Annotated in this window: 19 protein-coding genes; 14 read left to right on the top strand and 5 right to left on the bottom strand. The window is 69.9% G+C overall.

What is annotated here, in order from left to right; genetic code table 11:
• Nucleotides 1–18: 18 nt before the first annotated feature.
• From coaE to ACFQU4_RS27440, 8 genes are all read left to right on the top strand, one after another.
• A complete protein-coding gene (coaE, locus tag ACFQU4_RS27405; protein WP_377498172.1) occupies nt 19–615 on the top strand; it encodes a dephospho-CoA kinase in 597 nt (198 codons plus the stop codon).
• 108 nt (nt 616–723) lie between these two features.
• Nucleotides 724–2286: a PrsW family glutamic-type intramembrane protease gene (locus ACFQU4_RS27410; protein WP_377498174.1), complete on the top strand. Its 1563-nt coding sequence runs from the start codon at nt 724–726 to the stop codon at nt 2284–2286.
• Nucleotides 2283–3326 (top strand): hypothetical protein, encoded by a 1044-nt coding sequence (locus ACFQU4_RS27415; protein ID WP_377498177.1) that lies wholly within the window; start codon nt 2283–2285, stop codon nt 3324–3326. The genes ACFQU4_RS27410 and ACFQU4_RS27415 overlap by 4 nt, the downstream gene beginning before the upstream one ends.
• A gap of 16 nt (nt 3327–3342) precedes the next feature.
• Complete coding sequence (locus ACFQU4_RS27420) at nt 3343–4017, top strand: hypothetical protein (RefSeq protein WP_377498179.1); 675 nt, start codon at nt 3343–3345, stop codon at nt 4015–4017.
• 40 nt (nt 4018–4057) lie between these two features.
• Entirely contained in the window at nt 4058–6157 is a 2100-nt protein-coding gene (gene uvrB, locus ACFQU4_RS27425) for an excinuclease ABC subunit UvrB (protein ID WP_377498181.1), read from the top strand.
• 345 nt (nt 6158–6502) lie between these two features.
• Complete coding sequence (locus tag ACFQU4_RS27430; RefSeq protein ID WP_377498183.1) at nt 6503–7522, top strand: TerC family protein; 1020 nt, start codon at nt 6503–6505, stop codon at nt 7520–7522.
• A 41-nt stretch (nt 7523–7563) separates the two neighbouring features.
• The gene (locus ACFQU4_RS27435) at nt 7564–8025 is read left to right on the top strand and encodes a pyridoxamine 5'-phosphate oxidase family protein (RefSeq protein WP_377498185.1); all 462 of its coding nucleotides are present in this window, start codon (nt 7564–7566) and stop codon (nt 8023–8025) included.
• A gap of 50 nt (nt 8026–8075) precedes the next feature.
• Complete coding sequence (locus ACFQU4_RS27440; RefSeq protein ID WP_377498187.1) at nt 8076–8828, top strand: SAM-dependent methyltransferase; 753 nt, start codon at nt 8076–8078, stop codon at nt 8826–8828.
• A 6-nt stretch (nt 8829–8834) separates the two neighbouring features.
• Here ACFQU4_RS27440 and ACFQU4_RS27445 read toward each other — a convergent pair whose 3' ends face one another.
• Together ACFQU4_RS27445 and ACFQU4_RS27450 are read right to left on the bottom strand one after the other, a co-directional pair.
• Nucleotides 8835–9437: a dienelactone hydrolase family protein gene (locus tag ACFQU4_RS27445; protein WP_377498189.1), complete on the bottom strand. Its 603-nt coding sequence runs from the start codon at nt 9435–9437 to the stop codon at nt 8835–8837.
• Nucleotides 9438–9476: 39 nt separating this feature from the next.
• On the bottom strand, nt 9477–10223 hold the full coding sequence (locus ACFQU4_RS27450; protein WP_377498191.1) for a metallophosphoesterase family protein: 747 nt from the start codon (nt 10221–10223) through the stop codon (nt 9477–9479).
• 317 nt (nt 10224–10540) lie between these two features.
• On the opposite strand from ACFQU4_RS27450, the gene ACFQU4_RS27455 reads away from it, so the two are divergent.
• The 5 genes from ACFQU4_RS27455 to ACFQU4_RS27475 all read left to right on the top strand — a co-directional run bounded on the left by ACFQU4_RS27455 (nt 10541) and on the right by ACFQU4_RS27475 (nt 18379).
• The gene (locus ACFQU4_RS27455; RefSeq protein WP_377498193.1) at nt 10541–11959 is read left to right on the top strand and encodes an ABC transporter substrate-binding protein; all 1419 of its coding nucleotides are present in this window, start codon (nt 10541–10543) and stop codon (nt 11957–11959) included.
• Nucleotides 11956–12930: a carbohydrate ABC transporter permease gene (locus ACFQU4_RS27460; RefSeq protein WP_377498195.1), complete on the top strand. Its 975-nt coding sequence runs from the start codon at nt 11956–11958 to the stop codon at nt 12928–12930. Before ACFQU4_RS27455 ends, ACFQU4_RS27460 begins: the two co-directional genes overlap by 4 nt.
• A 28-nt stretch (nt 12931–12958) precedes the next feature.
• Nucleotides 12959–13816 carry a carbohydrate ABC transporter permease gene (locus ACFQU4_RS27465; RefSeq protein ID WP_377498197.1) on the top strand — a complete coding sequence of 286 codons (858 nt, stop codon included), beginning with the start codon at nt 12959–12961 and terminating at the stop codon, nt 13814–13816.
• A 43-nt stretch (nt 13817–13859) separates the two neighbouring features.
• Complete coding sequence (locus ACFQU4_RS27470; protein WP_377498199.1) at nt 13860–15314, top strand: sulfatase; 1455 nt, start codon at nt 13860–13862, stop codon at nt 15312–15314.
• Nucleotides 15315–15394: 80 nt separating this feature from the next.
• Nucleotides 15395–18379, top strand: a complete 2985-nt coding sequence (locus ACFQU4_RS27475) for a DUF5722 domain-containing protein (RefSeq protein WP_377498201.1) — start codon at nt 15395–15397, stop codon at nt 18377–18379.
• A gap of 6 nt (nt 18380–18385) precedes the next feature.
• On the opposite strand, the gene ACFQU4_RS27480 is transcribed toward ACFQU4_RS27475, so the two are convergent.
• Nucleotides 18386–18631 carry a helix-turn-helix domain-containing protein gene (locus tag ACFQU4_RS27480; protein WP_377498203.1) on the bottom strand — a complete coding sequence of 82 codons (246 nt, stop codon included), beginning with the start codon at nt 18629–18631 and terminating at the stop codon, nt 18386–18388.
• 203 nt (nt 18632–18834) lie between these two features.
• On the opposite strand from ACFQU4_RS27480, the gene ACFQU4_RS27485 reads away from it, so the two are divergent.
• A complete protein-coding gene (locus tag ACFQU4_RS27485) occupies nt 18835–19848 on the top strand; it encodes a LacI family DNA-binding transcriptional regulator (protein WP_377498205.1) in 1014 nt (337 codons plus the stop codon).
• Here ACFQU4_RS27485 and ACFQU4_RS27490 read toward each other — a convergent pair.
• Together ACFQU4_RS27490 and ACFQU4_RS27495 are read right to left on the bottom strand one after the other, a co-directional pair.
• Nucleotides 19806–20726: a Dyp-type peroxidase gene (locus tag ACFQU4_RS27490; protein ID WP_377498207.1), complete on the bottom strand. Its 921-nt coding sequence runs from the start codon at nt 20724–20726 to the stop codon at nt 19806–19808. The two genes, ACFQU4_RS27485 and ACFQU4_RS27490, sit on opposite strands and share 43 nt — an antisense overlap.
• Nucleotides 20723–21223 carry a thioredoxin family protein gene (locus tag ACFQU4_RS27495; RefSeq protein ID WP_377498209.1) on the bottom strand — a complete coding sequence of 167 codons (501 nt, stop codon included), beginning with the start codon at nt 21221–21223 and terminating at the stop codon, nt 20723–20725. Before ACFQU4_RS27495 ends, ACFQU4_RS27490 begins: the two co-directional genes overlap by 4 nt.
• Between the last annotated feature and the right edge of the window lie 44 nt (nt 21224–21267).

Consider the following 21267-nt stretch of genomic DNA (forward strand, 5'->3'; position numbering starts at 1 on the left):
ATCTGCAAAGGATTCTGGATGCGGATCGCGTTGACCGGCGGCATCGCGTCGGGCAAGACGGCGGTGTCGGACCTGCTCCGCGAGCGCGGTGCGGTGATCATCGACTCCGACCTGCTGGCCCGCGAGGTGGTCGCCCCCGGCACGCCCGGACTGGCCGCGATCGTGGAGCGGTTCGGACCCGGCGTCCTGGACGGCGACCAGCTGGACCGGGCGGCGCTGGGCAAGATCATCTTCGCCGACCCGGCGGCCCGGCGGGATCTCGAGGCGATCACCCATCCGCTGGTCCGGCAGCGCGCCGAGGAGCTGGAACGCGCGGCGCCCGACGACGCCGTGGTGATCCAGGTGATCCCGCTGCTGGTCGAGGCCGGCCTGGCCGACGGGTTCGACCTGGTGATCGTCGTCGACGCCGATCCGGCCCAGCAGCGGGAGCGGCTGCGCCGCCGCAACGGGCTGGACGAACGGCAGGTCGAGGAGCGGCTGGCGGCCCAGGCGAGCCGGGCGGATCGGCTGGCCGCGGCCGACCTGGTGGTGGACAACACGGGCCCGGCCGAGCGGCTGCCGGGCGAGGTGGACCGGTTGTGGCGGCGGGTCCACGACATTCGAGAGCCGAAGTGACATACTCTCCGGCGGACGCACCCTGCGGCCGGTGAGTTCGGCTGCACCTTCCGGGTGATCGTCGAACGACGCCGTTGCTGATACGGCCAAGCCCGTAGGAGGACTCGCGTGGAGTGTCCACGATGCCGAGCCGAACTCCCCGAGGTCGCGCACTACTGTCACGTCTGCGGCCAGGACCAGCGCTCCGGTGACCAGGCGCGCCGGAAGGCGTTCGCCGTCAAGCCGGACGAACCGGTCACCTCGTTCGCGCTGATCTCGACGATCATGCCGCGCGGGACCGGGGAACGTCCGCAGACGTACCGGATCGCTCTGGTGTTCGCGTTGGTGGTCGCGCTGGTCGCGGCGATCTTCGGAGCGCTGCCGATCGCCGTCCTGGTGGCCGCGTTCGCGATCCCGCTCGTCTACATCGTCTATCTGTACGACGTGAACCTGTGGGACGACGCCCCGGTGCCGGTGACCGCGATGGCGTTCGGCCTGACCGGTGTGCTGGCGATCGTCTTCACCATCGTCTGGTGGACGGGCCTGGGCGGCCCGCGGGTGATCACCTCCGACCTGGAGGGTCTGGGCAGCGGCCCGACCGTCGGCGGCTTCCTGATCGCGGCGCTGCTGGTGCCGATCATCGGCGAGGCGATCCGGCAGGTCGGTCCGCTGGTGCTGGCCAGCCGGCCGCAGTTCGACGACCTGATGGACGGCCTGACCTTCGGCGTGATCTCCGGCGTCTCGTACGCGACGTTCGACACCCTGGTCCGGCACTGGGACCTGCTGACCGGCGGCCTGCAGGCGGCGGACCCGGGCGTCTGGGTGCCGCTGATGTTCCTGGAGGGCTTCGTCAAGCCGCTGCTGATGGGCACCGCGACCGGCATCGCCTGCGCCGAGTTCTCCGGCCTGGGCCGGGGCTACGACGGCTTCACGCCGCGTTACTTCCGCGGCCTGGTCGAGGCCGTGGTGGCCAACATCGCTTACCAGGCGGGCATCTACCTGTTCTCGTTCCTGGGCAACCTCGCCCTGAGTATTTCGCTGAACGTGATCTGGGGCGTGCTGATCCTGGCCATCCTGATCCTTCGGGTACGGACCGTGCTGCACACCGGCCTGATGGAGGCCGCGCTGGAGCGCACCGCCCGCGAGGGCGGCGTCGGCGAGGACGGCGAGCTGGGCTTCTGCGCCCGCTGCGAGATGCCGCTGCTCGAGCACGCCGCCTTCTGCAACGCGTGCGGGACGGCGGTCCGGGTGCAGCCGAAGGCGCATCATGTCCGCGGCCGGGCCGTGGTGGCTACGGCCGCCGCGCTGCCCGACGGTGGGATGCCGGGCTCCGCCGAGACCGAGGACACCGTGCCGGTGTATCCGGATGCGCAGCAGCCGCCGGCCGGCGTGGCCGAGGACCGGGCGCCCGAGATGCCGCCCGCTCCGGCCGAGCAGACCGCGACGTTCGACGACGCCCCGGCCGAGCAGACCGCGTCGTTCGACGACGCCCCGGCCGAGCAGGTCGGTCCGGCCGACGAGACCGTACCGGCGGACGAGGGTGTGCCGACGGACGAAGCCGGGCTGACGGACGAGGCCGGGCTGACGGACGAGGCCGGGCTGGGCGAAGCCGAGCAACCGGGGACCGCGGAGGAGGCCGAAGCATCGGCGCCGGAAGCGCGTCCCACCGACGGTGAGGAGGGCCGGTCGTGAGCCAGCAGCCGGGACAGTGGGGCCAGCAGCAGGGCGGTCAGCCGGGCTGGCCGCCGCAGCAGGGCCAGCCGCAGCAGCCCCAGCAGCCGCAACAGCCGCCGCAGCAGGGCTGGGGTCAGCAGCAGGGCGGCTACGGCCAGCAGCAGGGCGGCGGTTACGGGCAGCAAGGCGGCTACGGCCAGCAGGGTGGCTACGGGCAGCAGGGCGGCTACCAGCAGCCCGGCCAGCAACAGGGCTACCAGCAGCCGGGCTATCAGAACCGGCCCGGCGGTGGGTACGGCGGCGGTGGCGGCGGCTATCAGCAGCCGCCGGGCGGCTCCGGCCAGCCACCGCAGCAGCGCAGCGGTGCCATGGTGATCGGCATCGTGGTCGCGGCGGTCGTGCTGCTGGTCGCGATCGGCGGCATCTTCATGCTGCTGAACCGCAACGCCGCCGGCCCCGAGGCGACGATCACGCCGACCAACACGCAGCCGCCGAGCGACGGCCCGACCGAGGATCCCTCCGAGGACCCGTCGGAGGACCCGTCCAGCGAACCGCCGTCGGAGGATCCGACCAGCGAGGCACCGTCGGACGACCCGACCGGCGGCGGCAGTGGCGGCGGCGAGGAGGTCAGCCTCGGCAACGGCGTCAGCGTACGCATCCCGAACGGCTGGTCCGATCTCGGCAAGAGCGGCTCGGTGGTCCGGTACAGCAACGGTGAGGACCAGTGGACCGGCCAGACCGTGACCAACGTCGGCGACTCGGTCGACCAGGTCTGCGACTCGTTCATGCAGCAGGTCGCCAAGAAGATGACCAACGCCAAGTTCCTGGAGGCCAAGGCCTCCGAGGCGTCCGGCCTCACGCTGGCCAGCTGCGGCGTGACCGGCACGGTCACCGGCAGCGGCGGTTCGGGCCAGCTCATGGTCAACTGCCTGATGGCGCTGAAGTCGGACGGCACGCTGGCCGCCAGCACCGTCTACTACACGCCGAACAGCGACGAAGAGAAGCTCAGCAAGGACTGGGGCGCGATCAACGGCTCGATGCTCACCTCGATGATCTGAGCCCGTTGAGCGTCTGGTGAGTCAACAGGGATGGGGCCCGCCGCCGCAGGGCGGCTGGCCCCAGCACCCGGTCCCGGCACCGAGGCCGCCCCGTCGCGGCCGCACCGGGATCATCGCGCTGGTCACCGTGCTCGTCGGACTGCTCTGCGCGGTCGGCGTCGTCTTCGTGGTGTTCCGCGACAGCTTCGACGAGATCGCCCAGTTGCTGGAACCGATGGGGGACTCGGGTCCCGGCGGCACGATGGACCTCGGCAACCAGGTCACCGTGACCGTGCCCGACGGTTGGGACGTCAAGCAGCCGAAGGCCGTGCAGTACGAGCCTGCCAGTGCGAGCCGCGGACTCTCGACGGTGAGCGGCAATACGTATCGGAAGATGCGGCAGAGCCCGGCCGACCTGTGCAACGATTACCTGCGCTCCATGGCCCGTGTGGGCATCGCCAACGCCGTGTACACCGACGCGACGGTGATCAAGTCGTCGGGCGACACCGTCGCGGTGCTGTGCGAGGTGACCGGCACCGCCACCGGCGGCTTCGGTTCCGGGCCAACCGGCCGGCGCTGCGTCGTGGCCAGGGCCGAGCCCGGCCTGACCGCCCAACTCACCCTGCGCTACCGCCCCGGGTCGACCAAGGAGGAGACCCTGCAGGACTTCGGCACGATGGCCGACTCGATGTGGGAGACCTTGATCGACTGAGCGATCGCGGGTTGTCAGTGCCGGGTCGTAGGCTCGACGCATGCGTCCGCTGGATGATCTGATCCGTACTGTTGCGCCGTTCAAGGTGCACAGCGACTTCGACCCTGCCGGCGACCAGCCGCAGGCGATCGCCGACCTGGAGCGCCGGCTGGCCGCCGGCGAACAGGACGTCGTGCTGCTCGGCGCGACCGGCACCGGCAAGACGGCGACGGTGTCCTGGCTGGCCGAGCGGGTGCAGCGGCCGATGCTGGTGATGCAGCCGAACAAGACGCTGGCCGCGCAGTTCGCCAACGAGCTGCGCCAGTTCTTCCCGAAGAACGCGGTCGAGTACTTCGTCTCGTACTACGACTACTACCAGCCGGAGGCGTACGTTCCGCAGACGGACACGTACATCGAGAAGGACTCCTCGCTCAACGAGGAGGTCGAGCGGCTCCGCCACTCGGCCACCAACTCGCTGCTGACCCGGCGCGACGTGGTGGTCGTGGCGACCGTCTCGGCGATCTACGGCCTGGGCAGCGCGGAGTCGTATCTGGATCAGATGGTGCAGCTCCGGGTCGGCCAGGAGTTCGACCGCGACGCGTTGCTGCGCAAGCTGGTCGCGATCCAGTATGTGCGCAACGACCTGGCCGGGACCCGTGGCACGTTCCGGGTCCGCGGCGACACCCTCGAGGTGTTCCCGAAGTACGAGGAGATGGCGGTCCGGGTCGAGTTCTTCGGCGACGAGATCGAGGCCCTGTCGACGATGCACCCGCTGACCGGCGAGGTGGTCTCGGAGGACCAGGAGGTCTTCCTGATGCCGGCCAGCCACTACTCGGCCGGGCCGGACCGGATGGAGCAGGCCATCGCCAAGATCGAGGCCGAGCTGGCCGAACGGCTGGCCGAGCTGGAGCAGCAGAACAAGCTGCTGGAGGCGCAGCGGCTGCGGATGCGGACCAGCTACGACATCGAGATGATGCGCCAGATCGGCACCTGCTCCGGCATCGAGAACTACTCCCGGCACATGGACGGCCGGGCGGCCGGCGAGCCGCCGAACTGCCTGCTGGACTATTTCCCGGAGGACTTCCTGCTGGTGATCGATGAGTCGCACGTGACCGTGCCGCAGATCGGCGGCATGTTCGAGGGCGACGCGTCCCGGAAGCGGACCCTGGTCGACCACGGGTTCCGGCTGCCCAGCGCGCTGGACAACCGGCCGCTCCGGTTCGAGGAGTTCGTGGAGCGGATCGGCCAGACGATCTACCTGTCGGCGACGCCCGGCGACTACGAGATGGCTCGGTCCGACGGCTTCGTCGAACAGCTGATCCGGCCGACCGGCCTGGTCGACCCGGCGGTCGTGATCAAGCCGACCCAGGGCCAGATCGACGACCTGATGGGGGAGATCAAGATCCGGACCGAGAAGTCGGAACGGGTCCTGGTCACCACGCTGACCAAGAAGATGGCCGAGGACCTCACCGACTACCTGCTGGAGAACGGGATCAAGACCCGCTACCTGCACTCCGAGGTGGACACGTTGCAGCGGATCGAGTTGCTGCGCGGGCTGCGTACCGGCGCCTTCGACGTGCTGGTGGGGATCAACCTGCTCCGGGAGGGCCTCGACCTGCCCGAGGTGTCGCTGGTGGCGATCCTCGACGCCGACAAGGAAGGCTTCCTGCGCAGTGCGAAGAGCCTGATCCAGACCATCGGCCGGGCCGCCCGGAACGTGTCCGGCGAGGTGCACATGTACGCGGACAAGATCACCGACTCGATGGCCTCGGCGATCGAGGAGACCAACCGGCGGCGGGACAAGCAGGAGGCCTACAACAAGGCCAACGGGATCGACCCGCAGCCGCTGCGCAAGAAGATCGCCGACATCACCGACATGCTGGCCCGGGAGGACGCCGACACCGACGACCTGCTGTCCAAGCGGGGCGGCCGCCGGCAGAAGGCCGCCGTGCCGTCGCTGGGCAAGTCGGCCGATCTCAGCGAACGCGCCCGCGAACTCGCCGGCCTGCCCGCCGGTGACCTGGCCGACCTGGTCCAGGACCTGACCGACCAGATGCACACCGCGGCCGCCGACCTCCAGTTCGAGGTCGCCGCCCGGCTCCGCGACGAGATCTCGGAGCTGAAGAAGGAACTGCGGCAGATGGTCGAAGCCAACCGCTGAGTCGCCCGCCTGATCGCCCCGCGAGCACCGCTGCCGGAGCGGTGTGGTGGACATCTCACCTGACCGGAGCGGTGTTCCGGAATAGCGGGTGGTGCCGCGGCGCTGTGCTGAGCAGCGGCCGTTGGCCGGGGCGCAGCCGCCGGGCTTGTCAAATTTCCCAGCCCGGGTGAGTCCTGGAAGAATTGCCGCCTGGAGGGGAGTATTCCCCCGCGCGGCGTCGTCACCACGGCGGTCAGCGGATCACAGACCAGCGATCCGTGCGACTCCCCGGCGCCGTGGCCGGACACCCCCGGCGGAAGAGACCTCCGAGAGGGTTCCCCCTGCCCAAGTCTCGGAAGGCCACGCATGGACGTTCATCTGTACGCCTGGATCATCACGGTCGGCGTCACCGTCGCGATCCTGGCCATCGACGTACTCGTGATCGGCCGCCGGCCGCACGAGCCGTCGATGAAGGAAGCCGGCATCTTCATCGCCATCTACATCGCCCTGGCGGTGATCTTCGGGTTCGGCGTCTGGGCCGTCTCCGGTGCGCGCTACGCGGGTGAGTTCTTCGCCGGCTGGCTGACCGAATACAGCCTGTCGATCGACAACCTGTTCATCTTCATCATCATCATGGGTGCGTTGAAGGTGCCGCGGCACCTGCAGCAGTTCGCCCTGATGGTGGGCATCGTGCTGGCCCTGGTCTTCCGCGGCATCTTCATCGCGCTCGGCGCCGTGGTGATCAACGCGTTCGCCGGGGTGTTCTTCCTGTTCGGCGCGTTCCTGATCTTCACCGCGGTACGGCTCGTGATCGACTACCGCAAGCACGACGACGAGGACGAGGCACCGGACAACATCGCGATGCGGTGGGTCAAGCGCCGGATCCCTTCCACCCCTGACTTCCACGGCACCCGGATGGTCCCGCGGATCGACGGCCGCCGGATGGCGACGCCGATGCTGATGGTGATCATCGCGCTGGGCAGCACCGACCTGATGTTCGCGCTGGACTCGATCCCGGCGATCTACGGGCTGACCCAGGAGCCGTACCTCGTCTTCACCGCCAACGTGTTCGCGCTGATGGGGCTGCGGCAGCTCTACTTCCTGCTCGGCGGCCTGCTGCGCCGGCTGGTCTACCTGTCCCTCGGCCTCTCGGTGATCTTGGCCTTCATCGGCGTGAAGCTGCTGATGCACGCGCTGCACGCGACTCCGGTGCTGTCCTGGATCGGGATCGACCCGCACATCGTGCCGGAGGTGCCGACCTGGCTGTCGCTGATGGTGATCATCGTCGTGCTGGTGGTGACCACCGTGGCCAGCCTGATCAAGTCGAAGTGGACCGAAGATCACGACCCGGCCGAGCCCGCGACGCCGGCGGAGGAACTACGCTGATCCGCTGACGCGGTCCGGTTTCGGACCCAGGGGAGGTCGGCATGGACTACGACGAGATCGTCGCGACGATGAACGGCGACCCGACGGTACGCGAGCTGCTGGCGGCGCCGATCCCGGCGCGGCTCGCGTACCTCGGCCGGAACGGCGCACCTCGGGCCATCCCGGTCAGCTACCTGTGGAACGGGGCGGCCTTCGTGTTCGCGTCCCCGGTGGCCTGGGCCAAGGTCGAAGCGCTCCGGCTGAATCCGCAGGTCGCCCTCACCGTTGACGAGACGACCTTTCCGCCGCGCGGGTTCATGGCCCGCGGTACGGCCTCGATCGAGATCGTCCAGGGCGTTCCGGAGGAATACGTCGAGGCCTCGCGGCGCATCGTCGGCGAGGAGCTGATGCCCTCCTGGGAGGCCGAGGTCCGCGGCAAGATCGACGAGATGGCGCTGATCACGATCACGCCCACCTGGTTGAAGGTGGTCGACTTCGACACCCGGTTCCCGGGACCCGGCTAGGCCGAAATATCGGTGGCGGTGGGCGGACCGATCGGCCAGGGTGGTCGATCATGACGACCTCGGTGCCGCTGAACGGACTCTCGCTCACCCTGAATTCACCGATCGACCCGGACCGGCTGGACCGGATCGTGGCCGACCTGGCCACGGCCCGGCCGCGGACGGTGGTCGATCTCGGCTGCGGCTGGGGCGAGGTGCTGTTCCGGGTGCTCGAGGCGGTACCCGACGCGACCGGTATCGGGATCGACCTTGAGTCCGTCGACATCGACCGTGGCCGCCAGACCGCCGAGGCCCGGGGACTGGCCGACCGGGTCCGGCTCGAGGCGGGCGACGCCTCGACCCACCGCGGCAGCTACGACCTGGCGCTCAGCGTCGGGGCCCACCACGCGCTCGATCCGGACGTCGGCCGGGCCCTGACGGCGCTCCGCGGCCTGGTCGTCGACGGCGGCCGGCTGCTGTTCGGCGTCGACTACTGGCTGAGCGAGCCGCCGCCGGAACGGCTCAAGATCATGTGGGGCGGGTCGACCCTGGCCGAGAGCCGGCCGCTCGGCGAGGTCGTCGACGCGGCCGCCGCCGCGGGCTGGCGGCTGCTGGACCTGCACGAGGTGTCCCAGTCCGAGTGGAACGCGTACGAATGCGGGCTGGTGCGCAACCAGGAGGAGTGGCTGCTGGCCCATCCCGATCATCCGGACGCCGCCGGCCTGCGCCGCCGGCTGGACGAGGGCCGCCGGGAGTGGCTCGCCGGGCACCACGGCTACCTGGGCTTCGCCTGGCTCACCCTCGGCGCCCTGTCCCGCTCGGCCTGAGCCGAACTACCGCACACCGGCGAGCACGGTCTCGATCCGCTGCCAGGTCGACGCCGCAGCGCCGGGATCGTGGTCGGGCAGGGTCGGGTCGGTGAAGAAGTGCCCGGCCCCCGGGTAGCGGAACAGCGCGCCGTCCGCACCGGTCGCGGCGACGCTGTCCTGGAACGCCACCAGCCGATCCTCCGGTGCGAACCGGTCGCCGACCGCGACGTGGGTCTGGACCGGGGTGCCGGGGGCGACGCCGGCCGGCACCGGAGTGGTCGCGTGCAGCAGCAGAACGGCAGCGGCCGCGAGCCGCTCCGGCCACAACTCGGCGATCACGCCGACGCCCATCGAGAACCCGCACAGCACCGTCCGGGGCGGCAGGTCGCGGACCGCGTCGGCGGCGCGGCCCAGCACGGTGTCCCAGCCGATCCGGCGCTGCAACGCGAACCCGGCCGGCACCGACGGGACCCCGTCCACCTCGGCCGCGGTCTCGCCGCCGAACAGATCGGGGACCACTACCCGGTGACCGGCCCGGCGGATCCGGTCGGCCGCCGCCAGCTCCACCGGCCGCAGTCCCAGGGTGGAGTGGAAGATGATCACCGGTACCGGCTCCGCGCGCTGCATGGTGATCATTCTGCCGGGCCCGTGATGATCATGCTCGGTTCAGCCGCCGCGGGGCCGCATCGCGGCGAGCGCGTCGACGTCGCTGATCGTCCCGGTCAGGTACGTCTCGGCCCAGGCCGCCACGTCCGGATAGCCCGACTCCGCGATCACCTGGGCGATCACGGCGTCCGGGGCGGTCGCGGTCCGTCGCAGTGACACCTGGCCGTCTGCGAGCAGGGCCCAGGCCCCGCCGACGTTCCCGTACGGCATCCCGACGCTGCCCGGATTGATCACGGTCCGCCGGTCGACCAACCGGACGTACGGCATGTGGGTGTGCCCGCAAACGACGGTCCGCACCGATGCGGAGAGCCCGGCGAAGACCTCGGCCCAGCGTTCGACGGGGGAGTCGACCAGCACGACCTCGTCGTCGTCCCGTGGTGTCCCGTGGCAGAACACGACCTCGCCGAACCCGTCGACGTCGAGCACGACCGGATGCGGCAGCCCCGCCAGCAGGTCGAGTTGATCATGACGGAGCCGGCCGGCTGCCCAGGCCGATTCGGGGATCGCGTCCGCCCGCGGCGACCGGGCCAGGTCGACCACTTCGCGGTCGGCGTTGCCGCGGACCAGGATTGCCCGGTCGCCCAGGCCGGCCAGCCGGTCCAGCGTCGGCACCGGCAGCGGCCCGGCGACATGATCACCGGTGATCACGATCCGGTCGGCGGCGATCACGTCCGGCTCCGCCAGGATCGCCTCCAGCACCGGCAGCACGCCGTGGATGTCGGACAGCACGGCCACCGAACGCACCATGATCAACTCAGCGGGGGGACGGGCCGAGCCGGCCGGCAGAGTCTGGGCGGGTGTGTCACGGCACGACCCTAACGCCCTACCGCCGCGCGCGGGCCGGCGTCCGTCGCCCGGCGACGACCTGACCCGTGGCCGGAACCGGACAAGTTCCCCCGCTGATCGGTGCCGAACGCAGCGGTCGGTGTTACCTTCGCCTTGGTGAAACGTTCCAATCTCTGCGAACAAGGAAGCTCGCTATGCACCTGCGCCCGCCCTCGGCTCCCCGTACCTCGCCCGCCACCCTTTCGGCGCGGCACCGTCCCCGCAGGTCGGGGCGCCTGTTGACCCGTCTGCTCGCCGTCTGCGCCGCTGCGGCCCTGCTGCTGTGCGCCGCGTGCACCGAGGCTGGTTCCGATGGCGGCAAGATCACGATCACGCTGGCCGGGCCGAACCAGTGGAACAACGATCCGAAGAGTTTCGGGCCGGAGTGGGAGGACCTGGTCCAGCGGTTCGAGGCGCAGGAGCCGTCGATCAACGTCGAGACGACCGTGCTCCCGCTGAAGGAGTTCGCGCAGACCCTGTCCACCCAGCTCGCCGCCGGCACCGCGCCGGAGCTCGTGTTCTCCCAGGCGCCGCACAAGCCCGAACAGGTGCACGCGCTCAATGCGTACCTGGAACAGCCCAACCCCTACGTCAAGGGCAACCAGCGCTGGATCGACCTGTTCAACCAGGACTACTTCGGAGCCAACGCGACCGCCGGGCGCAACGCGGCCGACGACTACGAGTTCATCCCGTTCAACCTGGTGATCATCGGCGTGTTCTACAACCAGGACCTGATGCAGGAGGCCGGGGTCACCGCCCCGATCCGCAGCTACGGCGAACTGATCGACGCGTGCGGCAAGATCAAGGCCGCCGGGCACATCCCGTTCGCCATGGACGGCGGCCGGCTCGGCCAGGGCTGGACCCAGCGCGTGATCAGCTCGATGATGGCGGCCAAGTACGCCGAGCAGTGGAACCAGTTCGACGCCGAGGGCAACCCCGGCAAGGCCGACCAGGTCACGGCGAAGAGCCTCGCCAAGGCGGTGCTGACCGGCGAACTGGACCCGACCACGACGCCCGAGATCGCCGAGGGACTCAACCTGTTCAAGAAGTTCTTCGACGAGTGCGCGACCCCGAACTGGTCCGGGATCGGCGGCGGCGCCGCGTTCACCGGCGGCGAGGACTTCACCGGCGGCCGGGCCGCGATGGCCTGGGGCACCAACTTCGCCGTCGGCAATCTGGCCGACGTGTCCTGGAAGTGGGGCACCATGGCGTTTCCGACGATCACCGAGGCCGACTCGCCGCTGGCGTCCGGCGCCCCGGCCCAGTTCGGCGCCCAGGTGGGCGGCACGAACTACATGATCCCGTCGACCGTCGAGGGGCAGCAGCTCGAGGCCGCGGTCAAGTTCCTCCAGTTCGCGTCCAGCCCGACCCACGGGCAGAAGTGGCTGGACGCCTCCGGCGGCATCCCCGCGACCAAGGACGCCGATCCTGCTCCCGGGCTGGACGAACTGATGAGCGGCGAGTGGTTCAAGGCGCCGGTCGTGCAGGGCACCGGCTTCGTGCCCAAGGCGGAGAGCACCAAGAACATCTACGACGGCTTCCTGCTGAACAACCAGCCGCTCGACGCCCAGCTGGCGGAGATGAAGGAGGACTGGATCGCCTGGGCCAAGGAGTCGGCCAAGGAGAACAACTGGACCGAGGATTGGGCCAAGGGGTGACCGCTCAGGAACGGTCCGAGCGCACCCATCCGACCATGATCACGGAGGCGCCGGTCACCCCGGACCAGGGCCCGGCCGCCCGCCGGCGCCGGCGGATCCCGTGGGCGCCGTACCTCGCCCTGCTGCCGACGCTCGGGATGCTGGCGGCCTTCCAGTACTACCCGTCGGTGCTGGGGATCGTGCGTTCCCTGTGGGAGTGGAACCCGGGCGGCGAGTCGATCTTCATCGGGCTCGCCAACTACCGGACCATGCTGGCCGACGAGATCTGGTGGCAGTCGTTCCGCAACCTCGGCTTCATCTTCGTCTGGGGCATCCTGATCTGGGCGCTGCCGCTGCTGGCCGCGGAGTTGTTGATCACGCTGCGCAGTGAGCGGGCCCAGTTCGTCTTCCGGACCCTGTTGATCGTCCCGATCGCCTTCCCCGGCATCGTGACCGCGTTCATGTGGTCGTTCATGTACCACCCGAACAACGGCCTGATCAACCGTGCGCTGGAGGGGCTGGGGCTGGGGTTCCTGGCGCAGAACTGGACCGGCGACCCGAAGCTGGCGCTGGGATCGCTGCTGTTCATCGGGTTCCCGTTCATCTCCGGGCTGCCGTTCCTGATCTTCTACTCGACGCTGCGCGGCATCCCGCCGGAGATCTTCGAGTCCGCGGCGCTGGACGGCGTGGGCCGGTTCCGGCGCTTCTGGGCGATCGACCTGCCGTTGATGGCGCGCCAGTTCAAGCTGTTGTTCTTCCTGGCGATCATCCACACCCTGCAGTACGGCTTCATGGCCTACGTCGTCACGGCCGGCGGGCCGGACGACGCCACCACCGTGCCGGTGCTGCGGATGCTCAACGTCGCCTTCCAGGGGCAGGACTGGGGCTACGCGGCCGCCCTGTCGACGACCCTGTTCATGATCACCTTGGTCTTCAGTGCGATCGTCGTGTTCGTACGGCGCTCGGACACGTCCAACGTCAAGGGCCTGTGATGACCCGCTCTGCACGAGGAGTGTGCGAATGACTTCGATCGGCATCCCGGTGACCGGACGGCGAACGCGGCGCCGGTCACGACAGTGGGGCGTGAAGGGCGTCCTGGCCGTCCTGGTGGGGCTGACCATGTTCCCGTACCTGTTCATGATCATCACGTCCGCCAAGGACAACCTGCAGATCGCCGAGCACTACTGGGCGCCGGCGCTGCCGATCCACTGGGAGAACTACGCCACCGCCTGGCAGCAGATCCAGCCGTACATGATCTCGTCGGTGATCGTGGCCGCGGCCGCCATCGTCGGCATCGTGCTGCTGTCGCTGATCGCGGGCTTCGTGATCGCCCGCTACTCCTTCCCGGGCCGGCGGTTCTTCTTCGTCATGATCGCGGCGCTGCTGATGGTGCCGAACATCTGCGCCCTGATCCCGCTGTTCGTGATGATGCGCGATCTCAAGCTGCTCAACACGTACGCGGTGCTGATCCTGCCGCACATCGCGGGCGGCTGCGTGCTCGGCACGATCTTGATGAAGACGTTCATCGAGGGCATCCCGCAGGAGCTGTTCGACGCGGCCCGGGTGGACGGCGCCGGCGGGATCAGGATCTTCTGGTCGATCATGGCTCCGCTGTCCTTGCCGGTGATCGGTACGGTGGCGCTGATCACCGTCAACGGCGTGTGGAACGACTTCTTCTGGCCGTTGCTCACCATCACCAAGGACGAGCTGCGTACGGTGTCGGTCGGGCTGCTGTTCTTCCAAGGCCAGTCCGGCACCGACTACGGGCCGATGTTCGCCGGCTACCTGCTGGCCAGCCTGCCGCTGCTGTTGATCTTCACGTTCCTGTCCAAGTACTTCCTGGCCGGCATCCAGGGCGGCCTGCCGGGATCGCACTGAGCAAGCCCGACCCTGTTGATCATCGAGTGAAAAGGAATCCTGAGTGAGCCGGACCGACCGACCGAACCTGATCTTCATCTTCTCCGACCAGCAGTCCAAGGACATGGTCGGCTGCTACGGCGTCGGCAGCGTCCGGACCCCGAATCTCGACACCCTGGCCGAGCAGGGGATCACGTTCACGCACTGCATCTCGAGCTCGCCGGTGTGCACGCCGTACCGCGGGATGTTGATCACCGGCCAACACCCGATGCGCAACAACTGCTACACCAATGACCGCCGGCTCGCGGTCGATCTCGGGGACTCGTTCGCCGAGGTCCTGGCCAGGGCGGGATACCGCAACGGCTACGTCGGCAAGTGGCACCTCTACGGCGGGAACCGCTACCGTCCGGTGCCGCCCGGCCCGGACCGGCACGGCTTCGACGCGACGTTCCTGACCAACAACTGCGACGTCAACTACCACCCCGACCACGCCTTCTACTGGGGCGACGACAACGAGGTGCACCGGTTCGGCACCTGGGAGGTCGAGGGCCAGACCGACCAGGCGCTCGACTTCATCGACGACCAGACCGCCGACCAGCCGTTCTCGCTGTTCGTCTCCTACCACCCGCCGCACAACCACCTCGGCGGCGACGAGGAACGCTACTCCGGGTTCGATGCGCCGGAGGAGTTCAAGGCCCGGTACGACCCGGACGAGATCGAATTGCGGCCGAGCCTGCCGGACAACGCGCGCACCCGGCGGATGATGCAGGGCTATCTCGCGCTGTGCAGCGAAGTCGATCACCACGTCGGCCGGATCCTGGCCCGGCTCGAGGACCGGGGACTGGCGGACAACACGATCATCGTCTACACCAGTGATCACGGCGAGACGTTCGGCGGCTACCTCGCGCACTGGCACAAGAGCACGCCCGAGGACGTCTCGATCGCGGTGCCGTTGATCATCAGGATGCCGGGCCGCGACCTGGCCGGCAGCCGGCGAGACCTGCTCGTCGGCACGCTCGATCTGATGCCGACGATCCTCGGCCTGATGGGGCTCGGGGCGCCCGAGGCGTGCCAGGGATCCGACCTGTCGGCGGCTGTGGGGGCCGGCGACGACGAGGCCGTCGAGTCGGTACCCCTCTTCTACTTCGCCACCCCGTGGCGCGGCGTGGTGACCCGTCGCTGGACGTACGCGATCGAGCACATCGACCGGACGACGGCGGCCATCGACGCCATCGGCTCCGACGTCGGCCGGACCCGACTGCTCCGAACCTACGACGTGCTGTACGACCGCCAGGACGATCCCCATCAACTGCGCAACCTGTTCGGCCAGACCGACACCCAGGGGTTCACCGGCATCGAGGCCGTGCAACGCGACCTGCACGCGCTCACCATGGCCTGGCTGGACCGGTTCGAGGACCCGTTCCCGACCCAGACCGAACTGGACACCCTGATCGGCAACGATCCCGGCACGCCGATGGACCTGCTCCGCGAGCTCACCCCGTGGCGGGGCGCGGCCTGATCGTCCGCCCGGTGGACGGGGACGGCCGGAAGCGGCCAGATCGTTGACCGGGTTCCGGCCCGCCGCCTAGCGTCCGAGCCATGGTTGAAACGAATCAGCGGCTGCTCCGGCCGCGGCCCGCCGTCCTGCTGGCGAGCGTCGTCCTCGCGCTGGTCGCCTCGCTGCTGGTCGCGCCACCGGCCGCGCGTGCCGAGCCGGCCCAGGGGGTCCGGACGGTCGTGGCGCGCGACGATTCGGTCACCGTGGCGGGCTCCGCTCCGGCGGGCTCAACGGTCGCGATCCATGCGCTGGGAACCGAGGCCGCCGAGACCTCCTGGTCGGACGGCGAGCCGGTCGCCACCGTGACGGCGGACGCCGACGGCGGGTTCACGGCGACCGTCCCGCGCGCCGAGGGCCGGACCGACCTGTACTACGCCAAATACCTCGCGGTGGTCGACGGCGCCGTGCTCGGCACCTTCCGGTACGTCGACGACAACCAGGTCACCCCGCTCGCCTCGTACCCGTACCCGGAGCCGCTGAACAAGAAGGGCGTCACGCTCCCGGTCACCGACGACGCCGAGGAGATCGGCGTGCAGCACGCGACCGTCAACCTCCCGCTCAACCAGCTCATGCTGCTGGAGCCGGTGGATCCGGCGAACATGATCACGTTCACCTCCAACGGGCGGACCTTCTACTTCGACGCAGACCTGGTCGAGGCGCGGGACCGGCAGATCAAGCCGAGCTCCGACAACGGCATGGTGGTCAACCTGATCTTCCTGGTCCAGCCCACCACGGACCCGAACTCCGCCGGGCGGGTGCTGGCCCACCCGGACGCGGATCCGCAGGCCGGCCGGGTCCTCGGGTTCAACACCCTGACCGCCGAGGGCGTCGCCTACTACACCGCGGCGGTCGAGTTCTTCGCCCAGCGCTACACCCGCAGCGATCGGCGGTACGGCCGGGCGACCGGCTTCATCGTCGGCAACGAGATCAACGCACAGTGGGCCTGGGCGAACATGGGCGACAAGCCGGTGGGGGAGTTCGTCCGCGACTACGAGCGCGCCCTGCGGATCACCGACCTCGCGGCCCGGGCCGCCTACAGCGAGGCCCGTACCTACATCTCGCTGACCCACTGCTGGATCACGGTCTGCGGGACGAATCCGGATCCGGAACGCCCGACGCGCTTCTACCCGGCTCCCGACGTGATCGAGGGGATCAACCAGCTGTCCAAGGACCACGGCGACTACGGCTGGCACGTCGCCCACCACCCGTACCCGCAGACCCTGGCCAACCCGGCGTTCTGGAAGGACGACCGGGCCACCGGGGACATCGAGACCACGCCGATGATGACGTTCAAGAACATCGAGTTGCTGCCGCAGTACCTCGGCCGCAGCGAACTGCGCTACGACGGACAGCCACGGCGGATCATCCTGTCCGAGCAGGGCTGCAACATGCCCGGCACGACGGCCGAGGCGGAACGGCTCCAGGCCGCCTGCTACGCGCTCGCGTACTACAAGGTCAGGTTCCTCGACGGGATCGACTCGTTCATCCTGCATCGGCACGTGGACCACAAGCGCGAGGGCAGCTTCCGGTTCGGGCTCTGGACGGCCGACGAGGAACGGCCGGAACCCGACAAGCCCGACCGCCCGAAGCTGATCCACGACGTGTTCGCGCTCATCGACACCGAACGGTCGCTCGAGGCCACCAAGTTCGCGCTCGACGTGATCGGGATCGACGACTGGTCGGAGCTCGTGCCGGGCTGGGACCCGGCGGCGCTGGCCCAACGCCCGCTGCCGGAGGTCGCCGGCATCAGTACCACCGCCAGGCTCGGCGGAACGACGCCGATCAGCACCTTCGACCAGGGGACGGACGGCTGGCAGGTCTCGGACAACGCCGCGTCGGTCGCCGCCGACAACGGTGATCTGGTGATCGGCTTCAACTCGCTGGCCAAGCTGTGGCGGGGCTCCGATGTCGAGTTCGCCGAGCCGCTCGACGCGTCGTCGACGCCGTACGTCGGGGTGCGGCTCCGGGTGCCGTACCAGCAGGAGACCGGTCCCCGCTACGCCCGGATCAAGGCGTACGGGGAGACCGGCGGCGCCATCGCCGCCGGCACGGCACGGCTCGCGGACGACGGCGACGAACAGCAGTTGACCCTCGACCTGTCCCGCTGGGCTGCCCGGTCGTCGATCAGCCGGCTGAAGATCTGGGTCCGCGGTTCCACCAACATCGACTGGTCCGGCACCGTGCGGGTGGCCGAGGTCGTACGGGCCGATCGGCTGGCCGACACCGGCCGGACCACCAACGTCAATCTGACCGCCGTCGCGCCGGAGGGCGGCCGGGTGGGTGCCCCGGCGCGGCTCACCCTGACCAACTGGGACATCCGACCGGTCGACGGGTCGCTGCGGGTGGTGCCCGGCACCGGCATCGCGATCGACCCGGCGTCGTTCGAGATCGACCGGCTGCCGACCGGCGAGCAACGGACGTTCACCGGCACGATCACCGGCTACGAACCGCCGGACATTGCCGCGCCAGAGCTGGAACTGTCGGTGCAGGACGTCGAGTACCGGGTGCCGCTCGAGCTGCCGCCGCCGACGCCCGTCGAGCTGTACGACTTCGACGACGGGACGGCCCAGGGCTGGCAGCCCGGGATCAACGTCTCGTCGGCCGCCGCCGTGACGACGTTCCTCAACGGGCCGCGGCTGCCGCACGACGGGAGCCACGCCCTCGAGGCGGTCGGGGCAGGTGTCGCGGCGAGTGCTCCCCGGACGGTCGTGCTGCGGCCCGCGCAGCCGCTGGACCTGTCGGCCGCGCACGAGGTCGCAGTCTTCCTGAACTCCTACGGCGGGGCACCGGATGCCACCGGCTACGAGGCGACGTTCACCCTGTACTCCGGCACCGATCGGGTGACGATCACGGCTCCGTACTCGCCCAATCGGTGGAACGAACTGGTGGTCCCGGTCACCGACTGGGCCGGCCGGTCGGCGATCGACCGGATCGAGGTCGGGATGCGGGCGCTCGGCACCGAGACCACGTGGTCGGGCCGGTTCCAGGTCGATTCGGTCGGCTACTACGACCGGCCCCGGCGCTGACGGAGGTCAGATGAAGCGGTGCCGGGCCGCCCAAGCGACCACCTGGATCATGGTGCCGGCGCCAAGCCGGTCACACACGCTGCGGGCGCGCCGCCGCACGGTCCGATCGGACAGGTTGAGGCGGCGCGCGATGGTGTCCAGGCACAGCCCCTCGGCGAACAGCGCGATCATCCGCAACTCGTCGTAGCTGAAGGGTGCCGGTTCCGGCCGTACCCTGGCCGCCGCGCGGTCCATGGGCTGCAGTGCTGACATCGCTGTCACCTCATCCGTGCGCCCGTCATCCGGCGCCGTTCGCCCTCCGTCTCGATTCGAATATTAACGATTCAATTCGTCGGCAACAAGAGGTCTCCGTCGCGCTGGGCGGAATCCTTGCGTGGCGAGGATCTCGGGCCTCTTCAGGCTGTTGTAACGTTCAATGGAACCGGCGGTGGCCGGGTCGGTCGAGAGGAGGCCTGTTGTCCACGATCGCCCTCCGTGATGTGGCGGCGCGGGCCCGCGTGTCGGCCGGGACCGTGTCCAACTACCTCAACCATCCGCACCGGGTGGCGCCGCGCACCGCCGCCCGGATCTCATCGGCGATCAAGGAACTGGGCTACGTCAGCAACCACGCGGCCCGACAACTGAGGATCGGGTCGAGTACGACGATCGGCCACGTCACGTTCGAGGTCGGCAACCACTCGTTCGCGGAGTTCTCCGCCGGCGCGGCCGAGCGCGCCCGCGAGGTCGGTTTCTCGATCCTGATCGGGAGCGACGGGGGCACGGTCGAGGGGGAGGCGGCCCACCTCGACCTGTTCGAGGCCCAGCGGGTGCGCGGCCTGCTGCTCTCCCCGGTCGGGGCCTTTCCGAAACGGCGGATCGAGCAACTGCGCGACCGGGGGATCCCGACGGTCCTGGTCGGTGCCCGCGCCGACACCGACACCTGCTCGTCGGTCAGCTTCGACGAGGTCGCCGGCGGCGAACTGGTGGCCGGCCACCTGATCGAGGGCGGTCGGCGCAACCTCCTCTTCGTCGGCGGGCCGCTCGGGATCGAAACCGTCGCCGACCGGCTGACCGGTGCCCGGCAGGTCGTCCGGCGGACCCCGGACGCGCGCCTCGAGGTGATCGAGGTGGAGTCCCGTACGGTCGCGATCGGCCGGGCCGTCGGCCTGGCGATCGGGCGACGGCCCGCGGGCGAACGACCCGACGGGGTCTTCGCGGCCAACGATGCGCTGGCGATCGGGATCATGAACGGGCTCCGGGAGGCGCCCGGAATCGTGGTGCCGGACGACATCGCGGTGGTCGGCTACGACGACTCGGACTTCGGTGCCGGAGCTCTGGTGCCGCTGACGTCCATCGCCAGGCCCGGCAGGCAGTACGGCAGGACGGCGATGGACCTGCTGCACACCGCGATCACCCGCAGCGACGGCCGGCACAGCCGGGTGGTGTTTCAGCCGCAGCTGGTGGTCCGGCGCAGTTCGGCCGCCTCGTGACGGGCTGACCGTCGGCGGGCCGCGGCCAGGGCGAGTTCGGCCTGCCGCACCGGACCGCCCAGCCGGTCCCGGGTCGGCGCGAAGAACAGCCCGCCGGTGACGGCGGTCGAGAAGGCGAGGTCCGGGTCGGGCCGGCCGGAGAGGTCGCCGACGAACCGGTCCCGCAGCATCCGGTCCAGCACGCCGGCCGAGCTCGCGTACGCGATCAGGTAGCTGCCGTGCTCGTCCGGTCCGGCCGTCTCGAACGGCAGGGTGTCGCGGACGATCCGGCGGGCCGGCGGCTCGCGCTCAGGGAGGCTGAGCCGGTCCGCCGTCGGCCGCGAGCGCCAGGCGGTCAGGTCATGCCGGTACCGCTGGACGATCACGTAGCTGCCGCCGGCGTGGTCGGGGTCCTCGGCGCCGACCTGGACCGCCGAGACGGCGTCGATCCCGGTCGGGTTGTCGTCGGCGTCGGTCAGCCGCGGCAGGTCCGGCTCCTCGGGCCGGCGCGCCGCGGCCACCCGGTCGGCCACCTCGACCGCTTCGCCGAGCCGGTCGAGCAGCCGGTGCGCCAGCTCGGAACAGGTGGTCAGCCGGTCGGCCCGCAGATGGAACAGCAGGTCGCCGGGCGTCGCGACGGCGGTGTGCTCCGGGCCCTCGATGCCGTGCAGCGGTTCCAGCCCGACCGGCCGCGGTCCCGGCCAGAGGCGGTCCCACAGGCCGGCTCCGACACCGGCGACGCAGGTGAGCCCGCCGGGCGCGACCGACCGGGTGATCGCGCCGAGCCCGCCGAGCGTGTCGGCGACCTGGTGCTGACCGCCTGGTCGAACGGTCAGCACCAGGAAGATCGCCATCCGGGCCGGGTAGGCCAGCACCGGCTGTGCGCGCGGATGTCTCATTCCGGCGTCGCCGCGGTACGGCTCTGATGGGTGACCCAGCGGTCGATCCAGCGGGTCAGCTGGCCCTCTGAGGGACAGCCGTTGCGGCGGTCGACCTCTTCTCCGTCGACCATGATCATCAACAGCGGTACCCCGGTCACCCGGTGCAGGATCCCGAGTCCGGGCTCCTGGTCGATCTCGACCTTGATCAGCTTCAGCCGCCCCGCATGCCGGGCGGCCAGTCGTTGCAGCTGCGGCGCCAGGGACAGGCTGGAGCCGCTCCACGGCGCCCAGAACTCGACCAGCGCGAGCACCGCGGTGTCGATCGCGGCGTCGAACCCCGCTGCCGTACCGCGGATGATCCAGGGCAACGGCCCGCTACAGCCGGCGCACCGCGGGGCCTCCGCCGCGGCGATCGGCCAGAGGCTCCAGAACCGGCAGTCGGGGCACTGCAGGGAGCAGGCCTCGGCCCGGCCGATCTCGGCCGCGGGCGTGCCGCAGTCGCTGTCGTCGATCAACGTTCCCGCCGTTCCATGATCGGTGTCTGGTCGTTCTGACGGCC

Source organism: Microlunatus sp. GCM10028923, from assembly GCF_042666975.1.
GTDB lineage: Bacteria > Actinomycetota > Actinomycetes > Propionibacteriales > Propionibacteriaceae > Microlunatus.